The sequence below is a fragment of the Pseudomonas sp. PDM18 genome, from assembly GCF_014852585.1.
Classification (GTDB): domain Bacteria; phylum Pseudomonadota; class Gammaproteobacteria; order Pseudomonadales; family Pseudomonadaceae; genus Pseudomonas.
This window is the reverse complement of sequence record NZ_JACVBX010000011.1, coordinates 46,439-61,999: the sequence shown is the minus strand read 5'-3', so window position 1 is coordinate 61,999 and position 15,561 is coordinate 46,439. Positions and strand designations below refer to the sequence as shown.

Genomic DNA, 15,561 nt, shown 5'->3' with positions numbered 1-15,561 from the left:
GCGGGTCACAGTTCAGGCCCCATGGAGAAGTGCAGGCGGATGCCGCCGTCTTCGTCCAGGCCGTCGGCGAGGTCCAGACGCAGCGGACCGACCGGGGAAATCCAGCGGATGCCGATACCGACGCCGGTCTTGATCGAGGGGAAGTCCAGCGAGTTGAACGAGTTGCCCTGATCGACGAAGGCTGCAATGCGCCAGCGCTCTGCGATGGGGTACTGGTATTCGACGCTGCCGGCGACCATGTAGCGGCCACCGATGCGGTCGCCGTCTGAGTTCTTCGGCGACAGTGTCTGGTAGTCGTAGCCGCGCACGCTCTGGTCGCCGCCAGCGAAGAAGCGCAGCGACGGCGGGATCGCGCTGTAGTCGTTGGTGGCGATGCCGCCGACCTGGATGCGTCCGAGCAACCGCTGCCCTCCCCAGAAACTGGTCACGCCCTTGGCCATGGCGTTGATATGGGCGACGTCCGCATCCGCCAGCAGTCCCTCCTTGGCGCCCTTCACCTCGAACTGCAGGCGATAGCCCTTGCCGGGGTCAATCTTGTTGTCGGCCTCGAGGATCGAATAGCCGATGCCCGGCATCAGGAAACTGCTCAGGCCCGAATCGTCGCCCAGTTTGTACTCCTCGCGCTGCCAGTTCAGCGAAACGACCCGCTGCCAGCCGCTGTCGAGCTTGTGGTGCCACTCCCCGCCGAGGGTCAGCAGCTTGCTCTCGGTGTCCACCAGGTCTTCGTACTGGTAGCCGCTGGTGAAACGCAGCTTGTCGGTGAGCGGCGGGTCCAGCGGAATTTCGTACCAGGCACCGACGTTCTGCCGGGGCGCGGAAACCTCCGCCTCGAAGCCCAGGCTGTGTCCCTGCGGGTTGACCCAGTGGCGGGTCCAGGTCGCCCGTGCGCGCGGGCCGACATCGGTCGAGAAGCCCAGGCCGAGGCCCATGGTGCGCGGCTTGCGCGCCTCCAGATGAACGTTCACCGGCACCACTTCGCCATCGGCGTTGGTCGGCGCGGCATCCACCCGCACACCATCGAAGTAGCCGCTGGACTGCAGCGCCTGGTTGAGGTCGGCGATCTGTTCGGAGTCGTAGTCGGCGCCTTCCTTGAACGGCACCATGCGCTGCAGCAGGTCCTCGTCGAAGGGGAAATCGCCAGCGAATTCGACCTTGCCCAGGCGATAACGCGGCCCGCTGGCGTATACCAGCTCGATGTCCGCCACGCCGGCTTCGGGGTCGATGCGCAATTGCTGCTGGGTAAACTGGCCACGGAAGAAGCCAAAGCGTGAGGCCTGGTTCTGGATCAGCCGCTTGGCGTCCTCGTAGGCGCCGTGGTTGAGCTGCGCGCCGGGCTTCAGGGCGTCGCCACCGGGCACCCGGAAGCTCTTGAGCTGGGCGGCCGGGCCCTCGACGCGCACGGTGACGTTGCGCAGGTGAATGGGTTCGCCGGGCCGGACGTTGATGCGCAGGGTGGGCACATTGTCATTGGTAACCCGCCCACGAATGCGTGCCTGGTAGTAACCCAAAGCCTGGGCGGCCTTCTGCGCCTGCTCCACGGCATTGCGCCGGAATCTGTGCAGGGCCGCCTGGTCACGCTCGCCAAGGCTGCCCAAATAGGCCTCGATATTGGCCTTAAGCGCAGCGTTGGCGGGGGTGATATGAACGTCGAGATGGGCTTCGGCCGCCAGTGCCCTCTGCAAGCAGAAGGCCAGCACCAGCAGAAGCCCAAGCAATCCTTGGACAACTCTCATGGCGCGAAATGCTAGCACGGGTTTTCCCCGTATTGCCTTTCTTAGAGCCCATAAGAAGCGTCTGAGGATTCAAAGCACCGACTATCCTGCCGACACTTTCACCGCCTCGTGCCCGTGGGCGGGATGGAACAGCACGTGCTCGCGAATCGGCCCCAGCGCCACCTCCCCCAGCTCCTCGTAACCATGGCGCCGGTAGAATTCCAGATAGCGGGCATTGCCCGTATCCAGCACCAGCCCCTGGGAGCCGCCATCCTCGGCGCACCAGGCGTGCAGCGCATCGAGCAACTGCTCGCCCAGGTGCTTGCCCTGGAACTCCGGGTGCACGCCGATCAGCGGCAGGATGTGATAAGGCCCCGGCGGCAAGCAGCCGAGCACGGCGGCGTGGTAGTCCAGGTAGCGCCGGGTGCAACCCAGGCCGGTGGTGAGCAGCATGCGCATGCGCCAGAACCAGCTCTCGGTGACGTCCAGGCGACGCTGCGGCGGCACCACCAGCGCCACGCCCACCAGGCGATCCTCGATCAGTAGGCCGATGGCTGGCAGTTCCTCGAGGAAGTGCTGGTTGACCAGCTCGCGGACGGTCGCCCGCACGCGCTGGTCGAAACCGGCACGGTCGGATTCGAACAGGTAGGCGAAGGTGGGTTCGTGGCGATACGCGTGATAAAGCAGCGAGCGGACTTCACGACTGTAGTTGCCGTCCAGTAGACGGACTTCGGCGAGGGTATCAGGCATGCGGACGCCTCTTCGGGTGAGCTCTTCTTATGGTTATGAGTCCAGCCACAAAACCCTAGCAGCGCCTCGCCGGGGTCGCCAGGGTCGGCCCACCTGGGCTAGCATCGTGCTTTTGCCAGGGCGCTCAGGATGAAAATCGTCTCCTTCAATATCAACGGTTTGCGCGCACGTCCCCACCAGCTCCAGGCGATCATCGAACGCCACCAGCCAGACGTGATCGGCCTGCAGGAAACCAAGGTCGCCGACGAGCAGTTCCCCCTCGAGGAGATCGAAGCCCTCGGCTACCACGTGTATTATCACGGGCAGAAAGGCCACTACGGCGTTGCCCTGCTCTCCCGCCAGGAGCCGCTGGAATTGCAACGCGGCTTCCCCAATGACGGCGAGGAATCCCAGCGCCGCTTCATCTGGGGCACCTTCCAGGACGCCGACGGCCAGCCGATCACCGTGATGAACGGCTACTTCCCCCAGGGCGAGAGCCGCGACCATCCGGTGAAGTTTCCCGCCAAGCAGCGCTTCTACGCCGACCTGCAGGACCTGCTGGAAACCCGCTTCCAGCCCGACCAGCCGCTGGTGGTGATGGGTGATATCAACATCTCGCCGGAAGACTGCGACATCGGCATCGGTGAAGAGAACCGCAAGCGCTGGCTGAAGACCGGCAAGTGCAGCTTCCTGCCGGAAGAACGCGAATGGCTGGCGCGCCTTAAGAGCTGGGGCCTGGTGGACAGCTTCCGCCTGCAGAACCCACGCGTGGACGACCGCTTCAGCTGGTTCGACTACCGCAGCCGTGGTTTCGAGGACACGCCCAAGCGAGGCCTGCGCATCGACGTGATCCTCGCCTCCGAGGCGCTGCGTGGTCGCATCGCCGAGACCGGTGTGGACTACGATATCCGCGGCATGGAAAAGCCCTCGGACCACGCGCCGATCTGGCTGCAGTTGAAGTAATCGCCCTGAACGAAAAAGCCCGGCCAATGCCGGGCTTTTTCATTTCTCGGTGAGCGATCAGGCGTCTTCCGCGCCGGTCGCGACCGTCTTGCTGATGGCGCTGTAGGTCGTGTTGAAGCGCACGGTCTCGTTGAAACCCTTGACGATGGCGCCAAAGCGCTCCTTGGCATCGAGCAGCTGCTTGAAACGGTCCGCCAGCTCGCCGCTCTGGCGCTGCAGGCCGGCCTCACGGTCATCCAGCTCCTGAACCCGCGCACGCAGCTGGTTCTGCTGGCGGTCGATGCTCTGCTGTTCCTGGCTCAGGACCTCAGCGCGCTTGATGGTCGCCCGGTCGCGGCTATCGACGGTTTCGGCCAGGGCCTGCAGCGCACTGCTACGCTCGGCGAGCACAGCAGCATTATGTTCGGCTACGCGCTCGATGCACTGCTTTTCCTCCTGCAAGCGCTGTTCCTGCTGACTCAGGCGCTGTTCTCGCTCGGCCAACTGACGCTCACGCTCCAGCGTCGCCAGACGCCGCTCCTCCAGCGCCTCGCGCATCTTTGTGATATCCAGCTTCTGCTGAGACAGCCCCTGGGCCATGCCGGCCAACGAGTCGAGAGTGGACTGCACATCGTGAAGAACACCATCGGTTTCAAGGGCCGAAGATTGGCGCACGGAAACGGCGGACTCCACAGGCACCTGGGAACTCGCAGTTTCGGAATTGGCGGGTTGGGCTTGGGAGTTCATGGCGAAAGGGGCCTCGTTCGAAATAGGAGAGCTTGGCTGGCTGGCAAGCAGCATGGTTGCCGCGTCAGCCGTATTGGATTCAATGCCCTGCACTGGTGTCGGTAACAGAAGCGCATCGAGCAGGTTGGTGACTGCGCCATCTTCGGTAACCGCGCTGACACCCGTGGAAACACCAGTATTTCTGGGGAGCGGCCCGACAAACTCGAAGCTGTCGGGCTCGCCAGCGTCCAGTCCCGAACAGGCCGAGGCGAGTTCGGCGAGATCTCTTTCGAGGTTTTCGAAGGCCTCGAAGGTTTGCGGATTCTGAGGTTGCCCGGAAGACGATGAGAGATTGCCCTGTATCGGGATATAGCCTGCCGATAACACCGGGCGAACGATGCCCTCGGAGCGCTCGGACGAGGGAGTTATGTGGCCGGCCAACTCTTCCTCGTTACCGGAAGAGCGAAGCGCAGTCGCCTGATCGGACGGCTGAGGGACAGCTATGGCTGCCAATCCTTCATCCTGATGTCCCTCGAACCACTTCGTATCTGAAGTCATGAATCGTCCTACCCTGAGGATGGTCAGCCGCGTCGCCCCATTGCACAGTTCGACAATAGCGAACGAGGCGGGAAGCTCGATGCCCGTTGCGATCAAGCGCAATCAGGCCGACTGAAAGAACCGATGGGATGCCCCACTAATTCTCAGCTGCGGAAGTAAGGGGCAAGTTGCAGTGAGAATTCTTACAACTTGGAACCACTGTGAATGTCAGTAAATTCCTGCTTAGACGAAGGAAAACTATGCAAGGCAATTAGGCCGAATCGACTCAGTCGTACGGCTATCCAACTTTGCCAAGGCCACCTGCCCCACTACAAAACTGGAAGCGCTGTCAGGCGCTGAAGCAGGCCGATTTCCTCACAGATGGTGAACAGTTCCTCCAGGGTCGAAGCAGACAGCTTTCGCATCAGCTGCCGCTTATGCTGACCTATGTTCTCGCCCGATAACGCCAGAATTTCTGCAAGCGAGGCCACTGAATGCCCACGATGCAGGCCATGCAGTATGGCGACCAGGTGGGCAGAGAGGACCAGCGCCGACTTCAGCCGGGGATCGCCATCCAGCGGCAAGCGTCCATGCTCGGGATACACCTTGCCGCCAGCGAGAACGGCATCGACAGCCCGACCGATCAAGGCCAGTCGATCATTCATCAGCAAAAATCCAGACACGCCGGTGCGAATCGCCCGTTGAATGCTCAGCGGCGAACCAAGGCTGGAGCAGACCAGCACAGGTGTGGTGGGCTTGAGCCGGCCATCGCGCCGGAGCATGGTGACCAACTGCATGCCATGAATGTCCGGCAGCTCCAGCGTAACCACCAAAAGGTCGCAGTCGCTGGCGTCCATATCACTAAGGGCTTGCCGTGCAAGTCTGAAATACACGTCGCACTGGTGGCCGTGCTCCAGAAGAAACCGGCGGATGGTGACGCAGTCACGTCGAGACGGTTCGATGAGTACTATGCGGGCCATGATCTTCCTTGCAACAAAAGCCCTGCGGGTCGAGTGCGGCATGGCGCGTTGAATGGGCCTAGCGCAGTGGTCGATGCCGCAGGAATGTCACTGACTGGCCATGTCAGCTAAATGCATCGCTGGCGCAGCGAAGGGGTCGGACAGTTCCATGTCTCGCCCCGTTTCGACCATCCCTCTCTGCGACAGGTGCTTGCGGCCAGCGCCTGCTATACCGCCTCGGTCACTCGTTGACCGCCTTGGAAATGGCGGACAAGGTGCTGTTGAACTGCACTGTTTCGTTGAAGCTCTTCACAATGGCACTGAACTTGTCCTTGGCACTCTGCAATTGCTTGAGCCGTACGCCCAGTTCCTCACTCTTGCGCTTGAGGGCGCTCTCCCGCTCATCCAACTCACTGGCTCGGATACGCAAGCTAGCCACCTGTTCATCGATGTGCTGCTGCTCCAACTGGATCGACTCAGCACGTTTGGTGGTGCTCTTGTCGCGCAGATCGACGGTCTGAGCCAGCTCCTTGAGTGCTTCGCTGCGCTCGCTTAGCAGACGGTTGTTCTCAGCGGCCATGCGATCGAGGTTTGTCTTGGCCTCCTTGAGATGTGTCTCCAGTTGTAGAAGACGTTCTTCCTTGTCTCCCGCCAGGCGCTCACGCTCCTGAAGCTGCGCGTCCCACTCTTCCAGCTCTTCCTGCAGACGACCAGCTGCCTGCTTCTGCTGGGTCAGCCCCTGGGCCATGCCCGCGAGAGAATTCAGGGTGCTCTGGACATCCGACAGCACATCGTCCGAATCTGCCTCGAACTGGGGCACGCTCAGTGTGGTCGCTACCTCCAGCAGGTCCACCGACGCTATGGGAGCGGAGCCCTGTACGTCGGATTCGGATATCTCATCGCGCATTTCGGTCATTTCAGTTTCCTTCTGGATAAAGATTCCCTGAAGCGCCACCGCTTCGGGGGTACGGTATTCGGCCCGCCGGGCCTCGGCGACAAGGGGCGCGGAAGTAGTGCCGGCAACTCCAGTCGCTGCCTCCGAGTCGACCTGAGCCGTCGGCACTGCATCGTGATCGACGCTGGCCGCAGACAAAACAGCCAGGGCATCCTCCAGACTCGCGATCATTGGTTCGAAACTGAACTCGTCGGGACCGAAGTCCTCCCCAATCTGATCGAGCACGAGCTTGTTTCCAGTGGGCAAATTGGGCTGCAGGGGCGACCCCATGTTTTCCAGGTGCACGCCAGTCAGGCCAGGATCCATACAGACATCAGCAGTCTCCGGCTTCAGCGACTCGGTGCCCCCCTGAGCAGCAGGCGTGATCACCGATATAGCCAAGGGTTCCGCGATAGCGGCGTCGGTGGCGGTCACACACACTTCCGCAGCAACCGGCACATCGACACGTTGCACAACGGGCTCAGGCGCTGCAGTCGGTTGAGGCCTCGCCGCGACCTTGCGGATGGCGCGAATGCCACTGACAACAAATGCCGGGGCTGTCCTCCCCGATAGTTCAGGAATTCCACCCCCTTCCGCTTGGGCAGGCTCGTCGGCGACCGTTGTCAGCGGATGGCGTACAGGAACGTCCCGCGCCTGTCCATCCATTGCATCAACTGCTTCGAAGGCACTCTCGGGGTCGGCTTCTGCGCTGGCCTCTGGCGCGGCCAGTTCGGGAGTGTCGAGAACGGTCTCGCGCTGTAATGGTGGCTCAACAAGCTGCTCCGCAGAATCTGCCACTGAGGCCGACTGCGCCGAGGACTCTGCCGCGAACGGCGAAGACTCATCCATCACGTCGAGTTCGGACAGCTGCACTAACGCTGCGGCTAGGGGCAGCGAAACCTTCGACACTTCGACGCTCTCAGGTGTTTCATCAGCGGAGTCATCCTCGTCGTGTTTACTTGTCTCCGATGGGAGCGAGGTATCCGGCCTGTCTGGCGATGTCGTTGCAAGAACTGTTACGGATTGCAGAGCGTCGGTAGTCAATGAGTCCAGCGACTCTTCCGCGGCGGACGGGGCTTCTCGAGGGCCCTGGCCCTGGAGCGACTGCATCGATGCCGCCTCGGAAATGCCTTGCTCCGAAGCAGCCCCACCTTCGATGGGGCTCTTCAGCGTCGGTGCCGGCTGAGCACCGTCGGCCTCGCGCGCGGCGAGCAGCTCATCGAGTTCGGCGCCGGAATCCTCTGCCTCGGTCTCCACCGGCACCTGCTGCAATGCATCATGAAGCCTTGACTGTCGGGCGAAATTCGCGAAATCCAGAATCATCTCGGTGGTCAGTTCGAAACCAAGCTCCTCGATACGGGCGGGAGCGTCATCATCGTCCCCCGGACGTCTCAGGACGCTTATGGCCGAATGCGCGCCAGATCCAACCGCAACTGCCGAAGGCCGCGCACTCAGCATTCCGGCGTTGGTCAGCAGATGCAGCCATGAGCGCAAAGGCTGAAACGACAACTGGACGCCCTGGAAGGACAAGTCCCGGGGAGATGGCAAGCTCAGTGCACGGCGCCGCCATGGTCTCCCCCAGTGAGGAGCAGAGGCGATGTGCAGGGCTAGAGCGGTAGGCTTCACGCGATGCGCGGAGCCAGCCAGGACTGGTGCGCTGAGGGGTTGGTTCATGATCACTTTCCGGCGGGAACGTTGAAACGGCGCAAGTTTCGCTTGGCCGGAATGCAGGTGTTATCAGGCTTTCCTGATGATCCCCGAGATTTTTCCTATCACTTCATCAAGATTCTTGTTGGCGGCAACGCTCGGCTGGCATCGACTCAGTCGTGGCCCACATGGTGCGAATTCTTTCGGGAAAGTTTGTTGGCAGAGAGGCTCTGCACAACGCCCGCGAGATCCACCACCGTGACCAGGACAAACATCGGCACCACCAGCATGAGCATAGAGGACGTCACTGGGAGCGTCCCGTCCGGCGCGACCGCCATCGATCCGGCCATCAGCACGGCCAACAGGATGAGCACGAGCTTCATCAGAACCGACGCGAAATCGAGGATCTCGTCCATTTGGTACTCCGGCAAAGCCAAATTCGGGCGACAGGTATAGCCCTGCCATGACGGCGCAGAAATAAGAAAATTCCGCCAATCCACCAGTCATGTCCGAAGGCAGTGGTAACTGCCCTGCCCCGCAGCCAAGCGTCATATCGATGCAATGATTCCGACTTAATCTGCCGCGCCAACGATGCCTCAAATGGAAGTTGACCCATGCAGTACAAGTCGAGCCCCAGCGATGCGCAACCCTGGCCCGTCACCATCGCCTGGCTCACCATCGCATTTATCTGCTACGCGTTTCCCTGGTCGGCCTTTGCCGCCCTGCCCTCATCCCAGGACGGCGAGCCGGTGCTGCGTATCCAGGGCTCCAACACCATCGGTGCCCACCTGCTGCCGGAATTGGTGACGGGCCTATTGGTCAGCGAGGGCTACACGGACGTCAGCGCCAAGCCGGGAAAGGCAGAGAATGAACAGCGCCTCGTCGGCCGCAGCAAGGAAGGCAAGGAGGCCATCATCGACCTTGCTGCCCACGGCTCCAGCACCGGTTTCGTTGCCCTGAAGGACAACAGTGCCGAGCTTGCCGCCGCTTCGCGCCCGATCAAGGACGCCGAGGTTGCGGGCCTGTCGGCATCAGGCAACCTGCGCAGCGCCAAGGCCGAACAGGTGATCGGCATCGACGGCCTGGCGATCATCGTCAACGTGGCCAATCCGCTGGACGAACTGACCACCGATACACTGGCGAAGATCTTCTCCGGCGAGGTGAAGACCTGGGAAGAGGTCGGCGGACGCGGCGGAGCCATCCACTTGTATTCCCGCGACGACAACTCCGGCACCTTCGATACGTTCAAGGAGCTGGTGCTCGCCAGCAACGGTAAGGCACTGGCCAGCGCCGCGCAGCGTTTCGAATCAAGTGACCTGCTGTCCGCCGAAGTGAGCAAGGACCCGCAGGGGATTGGCTTCGTCGGCCTGTCCTCCATCCAGAAGGCCAAGGCGCTGCGCATTGCAGACGGCAACTCCCAGGCGATGCCACCGTCGACCACGCTGATCGCCACCGAGGACTATCCGCTGTCGCGCCGCCTGTTCCTCTACATGAAGCCCGAGGAGCCGAATCGCTGGGCCCGCGCCCTGCTGCAGTTCGCTCAGGGCGACAAAGGTCAGGCGCTGGTCAGCGCCAGCGGCTTCGTCGGCCAACGCGTACAGGCGGTGAAGATGGCGCCGCGCGCCGGCATGCCGGAGAACTACCAGGCCCTGGCACGCGACGCCGAGCGCCTGTCGGTGAACTTCCGCTTCCGCGAAGGCAGCGCCACCCTGGACAACAAGGCCCAGCGCGACATCGATCGTCTGCTGGCTTACCTGCAGCAGAACGGCAAGATGAACAAGCGGGCTGTGCTGGTCGGCTTCGGCGATCCGAAGCAGGACCCGGCGCGCGCCGAACTGCTCTCCAAGCTGCGCGCCATGGCCGTGCGCCGCGAGCTGGCGAAGGAAGGCGTGATGTTCCGCGAGATCAGCGGCATGGGCGATGCCCTGCCGGTGGCGGCCAACAGCGACAACGACGGTCGGGTGAAGAACCGCCGCGTCGAGGTCTGGGTGTACTGAGCCGTCTTGCCAGTAACGAGCCTTCCGAGGATCAGCGTCTAGACTTTCCGCCAGACGTTGACTCCTCGGTCTCGAATCCATGTAGGAACTTGTTACGTTCCATCGCTTGCCTGAGGCGTCCGCTCTGCTATTTTCCCGCCAGTGACGCCGGGCCCCTCTGACGGTTGCCAACCGCCATGTCGGAGTCACTTTTCGACAACGACACTAAGGGAGGGGCCACATGACAGCTCTGCACGCCTTTTTGACCGAACCATTCCTCGGAACCGCCACCTGGTTCTGGCTGGCCTTCCTGGCCATCGTGATTCTTCTACTCGTACTCGACCTGGGCGTCCTGCAACGCGACCACCATGAAATCGGTGTACGCGAAAGCCTGATGCTGTCCGCCGGCTACTTCGCCTGTGGCCTGGCCTTCGGTGGCTGGGTCTGGTACGAGTTCGGCGCCATCAGCGCGGTGGAGTACTACACCGGTTTCCTCGTCGAACAGTCGCTATCCATGGACAACGTGTTCGTCATGGCGATGATCTTCGGCTTCTTCGGCATCCCCCGCCGCTACCAGCATCAGGTGCTGTTCTGGGGCATCCTCGGCGCCATTGTCATGCGCGCGCTGATGATCGGCCTGGGTGCTGCGCTGGTGAAGGAATTCGAGTGGATCATGTACGTGTTCGGCGCCTTCCTGCTGTTCAGCGGCGTGAAGATGCTGTTCAGCAAGCATGACGACGAGCCGGACCTGGCGAACAACCCAGTGCTGAAATTCCTGCGCAAGCGCATCCGCATGACCGACACCATTCACGAGCACCACTTCTTTGTGAAGATGCCGGATGCCTCGGGCAAGCTGGTGCGCCACGCCACCCCGCTGTTCCTGGCGCTGATCCTGATCGAACTGGCTGACCTGGTGTTCGCCGTGGACAGCGTGCCGGCGATCTTCGCCATCACCCAGGACCCGTTCATCGTCTACACCTCGAACATCTTCGCGATCCTCGGCCTGCGCGCCCTCTACTTCTCGCTGGCAGCGATGATCCACCGCTTCGTCTACCTGAAGTACGCCCTGGCGCTGGTGCTGGTGTTCATCGGCACGAAGATTTTCCTGCATGGATTCATCGGCAAGGTTCCCGCGGCCCTGTCCCTTGGCGTAACCTTCGGTCTTTTGGCAGGTGGCATACTGCTATCCTTGCTCAAGACCCACCGGACCAGCGAGGAACCGCTGGAAATCGTCAGCCAGGAGAGGCCCCATGCAAGCGCTGGAGGTGAGGATCGAAGCCGTTGAGTTTCGCGGCCGGGCCTATTGGCAGGTCCGCCTCGGTCGTCGCGCGCTGCGTTTCCCCCATGAGGCCGCCGCGCGCGCCTTCGCCGCCCAGTTGCACACGCGGCGGGAGTGGCTGATCGAGCAGCGGGCGACGAGCGACGGGCCGGAGCCCACTCCGCAACAATGAACGAACAAGGCCAGCTTGCGCTGGCCTTGTTCATTGGGCGGGGCGAAGAACCTCACGTAGGGCGCATAACCCGGAACGGGTTATCCGCCGATGGCATCGATGGCGGATAACGCCGTAGGCGTTATGCGCCCTACCCTCTGTCTTCTTTCCGGGAAGTTTGTGCCGACGTTTCCCCCTCACCCCAGCCCTCTCCCTCAGGGAGAGGGGGCAGAGCGCGCCGGCTGAAGTCATATTTTCATCCTGCACCGAACGGTACGCTTTCCCTGCGGGTGAGGGGCGATCATGAAAAAGGCCCGCATCAGCGGGCCTTGTTCATGGTTGCCTGGGATCAGCGGCCGCTGCGCAGCGCGTCACGCGGCACGTACTTGCCGATCTCGAACTTGCCGATGGCGGCGCGGTGCACTTCGTCCGGGCCGTCGGCCAGGCGCAGGGTGCGCTGCATGGCATAGAAGTACGCCAGCGGAGTGTCGTTGGAGACGCCGGCGCCGCCGTGCATCTGGATGGCGCGGTCGATCACCTGCAGGGCGACGTTGGGCGCGACGACCTTGATCTGGGCGATCTCGCTCTGGGCAATCTTGTTGCCGGCTGTGTCCATCATGTACGCGGCATGCAGGGTCAGCAGGCGGGCCTGGTTGATCTCGATGCGCGAGTTGGCGATGTGGTCGATGTTGCCACCCAGACGCGCCAGTGGCTTGCCGAAGGCGGTACGGCTGACGGAGCGCTTGCACATCAGTTCCAGTGCGCGCTCGGCCATGCCGATGGAACGCATGCAGTGGTGGATGCGGCCTGGGCCGAGGCGACCCTGGGCGATCTCGAAGCCGCGGCCTTCGCCGAGCAGCACGTTCTCGTACGGTACGCGGACGTTCTCGAAGAGCACTTCGGCGTGGCCGTGCGGAGCGTCGTCGTAGCCGAACACCGGCAGCGGGCGGAGGATTTTCACGCCGGGGGTGTCGGTGGGCACCAGGATCATCGAATGCTGCTGGTGACGCGGTGCGTCCGGGTTGGTCAGGCCCATGAAGATCATGATCTTGCAGCGCGGGTCGCAGGCACCGGAGGTCCACCACTTGCGACCGTTGATAACCCATTCGTCACCGTCGCGTACTGCGTTGGCTTCCATGTTGGTGGCGTCGGAAGAAGCCACGCCCGGTTCGGTCATGGCAAAGGCGGAGCGGATCTCGCCGCGCAGCAGCGGCTCCAGCCAGGTGCGCTTGTGCTCTTCGGTGCCGTAGCGCACCAGCACTTCCATGTTGCCGGTGTCCGGCGCGGAGCAGTTGAAGGGCTCGGAGCCCATCAGCGAGCGACCCATGATTTCCGCCAGCGGCGCATATTCCATGTTGGTCAGGCCGGCACCCAGCTCGGACTCGGGCAGGAACAGGTTCCACAGGCCCTCGGCGCGGGCCTTGGCCTTGAGCTCTTCCATAATGGCCGTGGGCTGCCAGCGGTCGCCTTGCGCCACTTGCTCCTCGAAGACCTTCTCGGCGGGATAGACATAGGCATCCATGAACGCGGTAACGCGTTCACGCAGGTCCTGAACCTTGGCGGAATATGCGAAATCCATGGGGGCTAACCTTCTGGCGGCGGTTGTTTATGTGGTGATGATGCTAGAACAGCCAAAGCCATTTACCCAGCCTATTATCCGAATCAATGAACATTCATAACCCGTATGGACCTGAGCGTCCGTTCGGGTATGATCGACCGCAGAACAACTACAAGCGGAGCCCTGGAATGAACCTCAGCAAGGTCGATCTGAACCTGTTCATCGTCTTCGACGCGATCTACACCGAAGCCAACCTGACCCGCGCCGGACAGATAGTCGGCATCACCCAGCCGGCCGTTTCCAACGCTCTCGCCCGCCTGCGTGAAACCTTCAATGACCCGCTCTTCGTGCGCACCGCCCAGGGCATGGTGCCCACTCCGATGGCGCAGAACATCATCGGGCCGGTGCGCAACGCGCTGCAGCTGCTGCGCGTCTCGGTGCAGGAGAGCCGCACGTTCACGCCGACCCAGGCGAGCAAGACCTACCGCATCAGCATGACCGACCTCACCGAGGCCATCGTCCTGCCGCCGCTGTTTCAGCGACTGCGCCGCCTGGCGCCGAACGTGCACATCGAGAGCTTCCTCTCCAAGCGCCGCGAGACCACCAAGGAACTGGCCGCCGGTCGCCTGGACTTCGCCGTGGACGCGCCACTCAACACCGACCCGCAGGTGCGCCACGTCAAGCTGATGGAAGACCGCTACGTTTGCGCCATGCGCCAGGGCCACCCGCTGGCCAAGGACAAGCTGAGCCTGGAAGAATACCTATCGGTGGCGCACATTCAGATTTCCAGCCGCCGCAGTGGTCTGGGCTATGTGGACCTGTCGCTGGGCAAGATGGGTCTGCAGCGCAAGATCGCCCTGCGCTCGCAGCACTACCTGATGGCTTCGACCGTGGTGCAGCAGACCGACATGGTGGTCACCGTGCCCGAGCGCTTCGCCCGCCACCACGGCCTACATTTCGTCGACCTGCCGGTGAACGACGTGCCCAAGTTGGAAACCCACTTGTACTGGCACGAAAGCACCGACCAGGACCCGGCCAACCGCTGGATGCGCGAACAGATCATCGAGCTTTGCCAGCAGGTGACGGCGCGGGAAGCGCGCGAGGCGGCAGAGCGCGCCTGATGCTTCCGGCGATACCCATCGAGGGTATCGCTTCGCTCCACGCCATCCTACATTGGTATGCCCGAGCCAACCCTGTAGGAAAAACAAGCCACCCGCAGACCCCGCCCTGCCGAAGTGCCTGTCCAACGAACAGGCCGGGGTCTGCCGGCGAACCCTTCAAAGACTGCGCGCGATCACCAGCCGCTGCACGTCGCTGGTGCCTTCGTAGATCTGGCACACGCGCACGTCGCGGTAGATGCGTTCCACCGGGTAGTCCTGCAGATAGCCATAGCCGCCGAGGGTCTGGATCGCCGCAGAGCACACGCGCTCGGCCATTTCCGAGGCGAACAGCTTGGCCATGGAGGCTTCGGTCAGGCACGGCAGGCCGGCTTCGCGCAGGCTGGCGGCGTGGTGGACCATCTGCCGGGCCACGGCGATCTCGGTCGCCATGTCGCTGAGGCGGAAAGCCACAGCCTGGTGCTGGATGATCGGCTTGCCGAAGGTCTCGCGCTCGTGGGCGTAGTCGCGGGCGTATTCGAAGGCCGCGCGGGCCATGCCGACGGCCTGCGAGGCGATGCCAATGCGCCCGCCTTCGAGATTTGCCAGGGCAATGGCATAACCCTGCCCCTCTTCACCCAGCCGGTATCTGGCCGGGACGCGCACGTCATCGAAGGCTATCTGGCAGGTATCGGAAGCGTGCTGACCGAGCTTGTCCTCGACGCGCAGCACGCGGTAGCCGGGGGTGTCGGTGGGCACGATGAACGCGCTGATGCCCTTCTTGCCCGCCGCCGCATCGGTCACCGCGAAGACGATCACCAGGCCGGCATGCTTGCCGGAGGTGATGAACTGCTTGCTGCCGTTCAGCACGTAGTGGTCGCCGTCGCGGCGCGCGCGGGTCTTCAGGAAACTGGCGTCCGAGCCGGCCTGCGGTTCGGTCAGGGCGAAGGCGCCGATCATCTCGCCGCGGGCCAGCGGCACCAGGAACTGGCGCTTCTGCTCGTCGTTGCCGAACTTGGCAATGGGCATGCAGCCCACGGAGTTGTGCACGCTCATGATGGTCGAGCAGGCGCCGTCGCCGGCGGCGATTTCCTCCAGGGCCATGGCGTAGGCCAGGTGACCGGTCTGCGCGCCACCCCACTGCTCCGCCACCAGCATGCCGAGGAAACCGAGGTCGGCCATTTCCTTGATGGCTTCGGCCGGGAAGCGGTGCTCGCGGTCCCAGTCGGCGGCGAAGGGTTTCAGCCGCTCCTGGGCGAACTGGCGGGCAACGTCGCGGATCTGGATGTCTTCTTCGCTGGGAATCATCACTCG

13 protein-coding genes are annotated in these 15,561 nt (G+C 62.8%); 5 read left to right on the top strand and 8 right to left on the bottom strand.

Annotation, left to right across the window (positions count from 1 at the left end; translation table 11 throughout):
* Window positions 1–5: 5 nt before the first annotated feature.
* The gene (locus tag IB274_RS21170; protein WP_192434490.1) at window positions 6–1,733 is read right to left on the bottom strand and encodes an autotransporter assembly complex protein TamA; all 1,728 of its coding nucleotides are present in this window, start codon (window positions 1,731–1,733) and stop codon (window positions 6–8) included.
* A gap of 81 nt (window positions 1,734–1,814) precedes the next feature.
* Window positions 1,815–2,462 carry a GNAT family N-acetyltransferase gene (locus IB274_RS21165; RefSeq protein ID WP_192434488.1) on the bottom strand — a complete coding sequence of 216 codons (648 nt, stop codon included), beginning with the start codon at window positions 2,460–2,462 and terminating at the stop codon, window positions 1,815–1,817.
* Window positions 2,463–2,591: 129 nt separating this feature from the next.
* Between IB274_RS21165 and xthA the strand changes: the two genes are divergently transcribed.
* The gene (xthA, locus tag IB274_RS21160; protein ID WP_192434485.1) at window positions 2,592–3,404 is read left to right on the top strand and encodes an exodeoxyribonuclease III; all 813 of its coding nucleotides are present in this window, start codon (window positions 2,592–2,594) and stop codon (window positions 3,402–3,404) included.
* Between the two features lie 57 nt (window positions 3,405–3,461).
* Here xthA and IB274_RS21155 read toward each other — a convergent pair whose 3' ends face one another.
* From IB274_RS21155 to IB274_RS21140, 4 genes are all read right to left on the bottom strand, one after another.
* Window positions 3,462–4,667 carry a hypothetical protein gene (locus tag IB274_RS21155; RefSeq protein ID WP_192434483.1) on the bottom strand — a complete coding sequence of 402 codons (1,206 nt, stop codon included), beginning with the start codon at window positions 4,665–4,667 and terminating at the stop codon, window positions 3,462–3,464.
* A gap of 308 nt (window positions 4,668–4,975) precedes the next feature.
* A complete protein-coding gene (locus IB274_RS21150; RefSeq protein WP_192434481.1) occupies window positions 4,976–5,626 on the bottom strand; it encodes a response regulator transcription factor in 651 nt (216 codons plus the stop codon).
* Window positions 5,627–5,846: 220 nt separating this feature from the next.
* Entirely contained in the window at window positions 5,847–8,213 is a 2,367-nt protein-coding gene (locus IB274_RS21145; RefSeq protein WP_192434479.1) for a hypothetical protein, read from the bottom strand.
* Window positions 8,214–8,359: 146 nt separating this feature from the next.
* Entirely contained in the window at window positions 8,360–8,602 is a 243-nt protein-coding gene (locus IB274_RS21140; protein WP_192434477.1) for a hypothetical protein, read from the bottom strand.
* A gap of 198 nt (window positions 8,603–8,800) precedes the next feature.
* Here IB274_RS21140 and IB274_RS21135 point away from each other — a divergent pair, with 198 nt between their 5' ends.
* The 3 genes from IB274_RS21135 to IB274_RS21125 all read left to right on the top strand — a co-directional run bounded on the left by IB274_RS21135 (window position 8,801) and on the right by IB274_RS21125 (window position 11,613).
* Window positions 8,801–10,183, top strand: coding sequence for a substrate-binding domain-containing protein (locus tag IB274_RS21135; RefSeq protein ID WP_192434475.1), 1,383 nt, complete (start codon window positions 8,801–8,803; stop codon window positions 10,181–10,183).
* Window positions 10,184–10,403: 220 nt separating this feature from the next.
* Complete coding sequence (locus IB274_RS21130; protein WP_192434473.1) at window positions 10,404–11,447, top strand: TerC family protein; 1,044 nt, start codon at window positions 10,404–10,406, stop codon at window positions 11,445–11,447.
* On the top strand, window positions 11,413–11,613 hold the full coding sequence (locus tag IB274_RS21125) for a hypothetical protein (RefSeq protein WP_192434471.1): 201 nt from the start codon (window positions 11,413–11,415) through the stop codon (window positions 11,611–11,613). Before IB274_RS21130 ends, IB274_RS21125 begins: the two co-directional genes overlap by 35 nt.
* A gap of 328 nt (window positions 11,614–11,941) precedes the next feature.
* On the opposite strand, the gene IB274_RS21120 is transcribed toward IB274_RS21125, so the two are convergent.
* Window positions 11,942–13,171, bottom strand: a complete 1,230-nt coding sequence (locus IB274_RS21120) for an acyl-CoA dehydrogenase (RefSeq protein ID WP_192434469.1) — start codon at window positions 13,169–13,171, stop codon at window positions 11,942–11,944.
* A gap of 167 nt (window positions 13,172–13,338) precedes the next feature.
* Here IB274_RS21120 and IB274_RS21115 point away from each other — a divergent pair, with 167 nt between their 5' ends.
* Window positions 13,339–14,271 (top strand): LysR family transcriptional regulator, encoded by a 933-nt coding sequence (locus tag IB274_RS21115; RefSeq protein WP_184593259.1) that lies wholly within the window; start codon window positions 13,339–13,341, stop codon window positions 14,269–14,271.
* A gap of 156 nt (window positions 14,272–14,427) precedes the next feature.
* Here the strand turns inward: IB274_RS21115 and IB274_RS21110 are convergent, their stop codons facing one another.
* Window positions 14,428–15,555 (bottom strand): acyl-CoA dehydrogenase family protein, encoded by a 1,128-nt coding sequence (locus tag IB274_RS21110; protein ID WP_192434467.1) that lies wholly within the window; start codon window positions 15,553–15,555, stop codon window positions 14,428–14,430.
* Window positions 15,556–15,561: the final 6 nt, after the last annotated feature.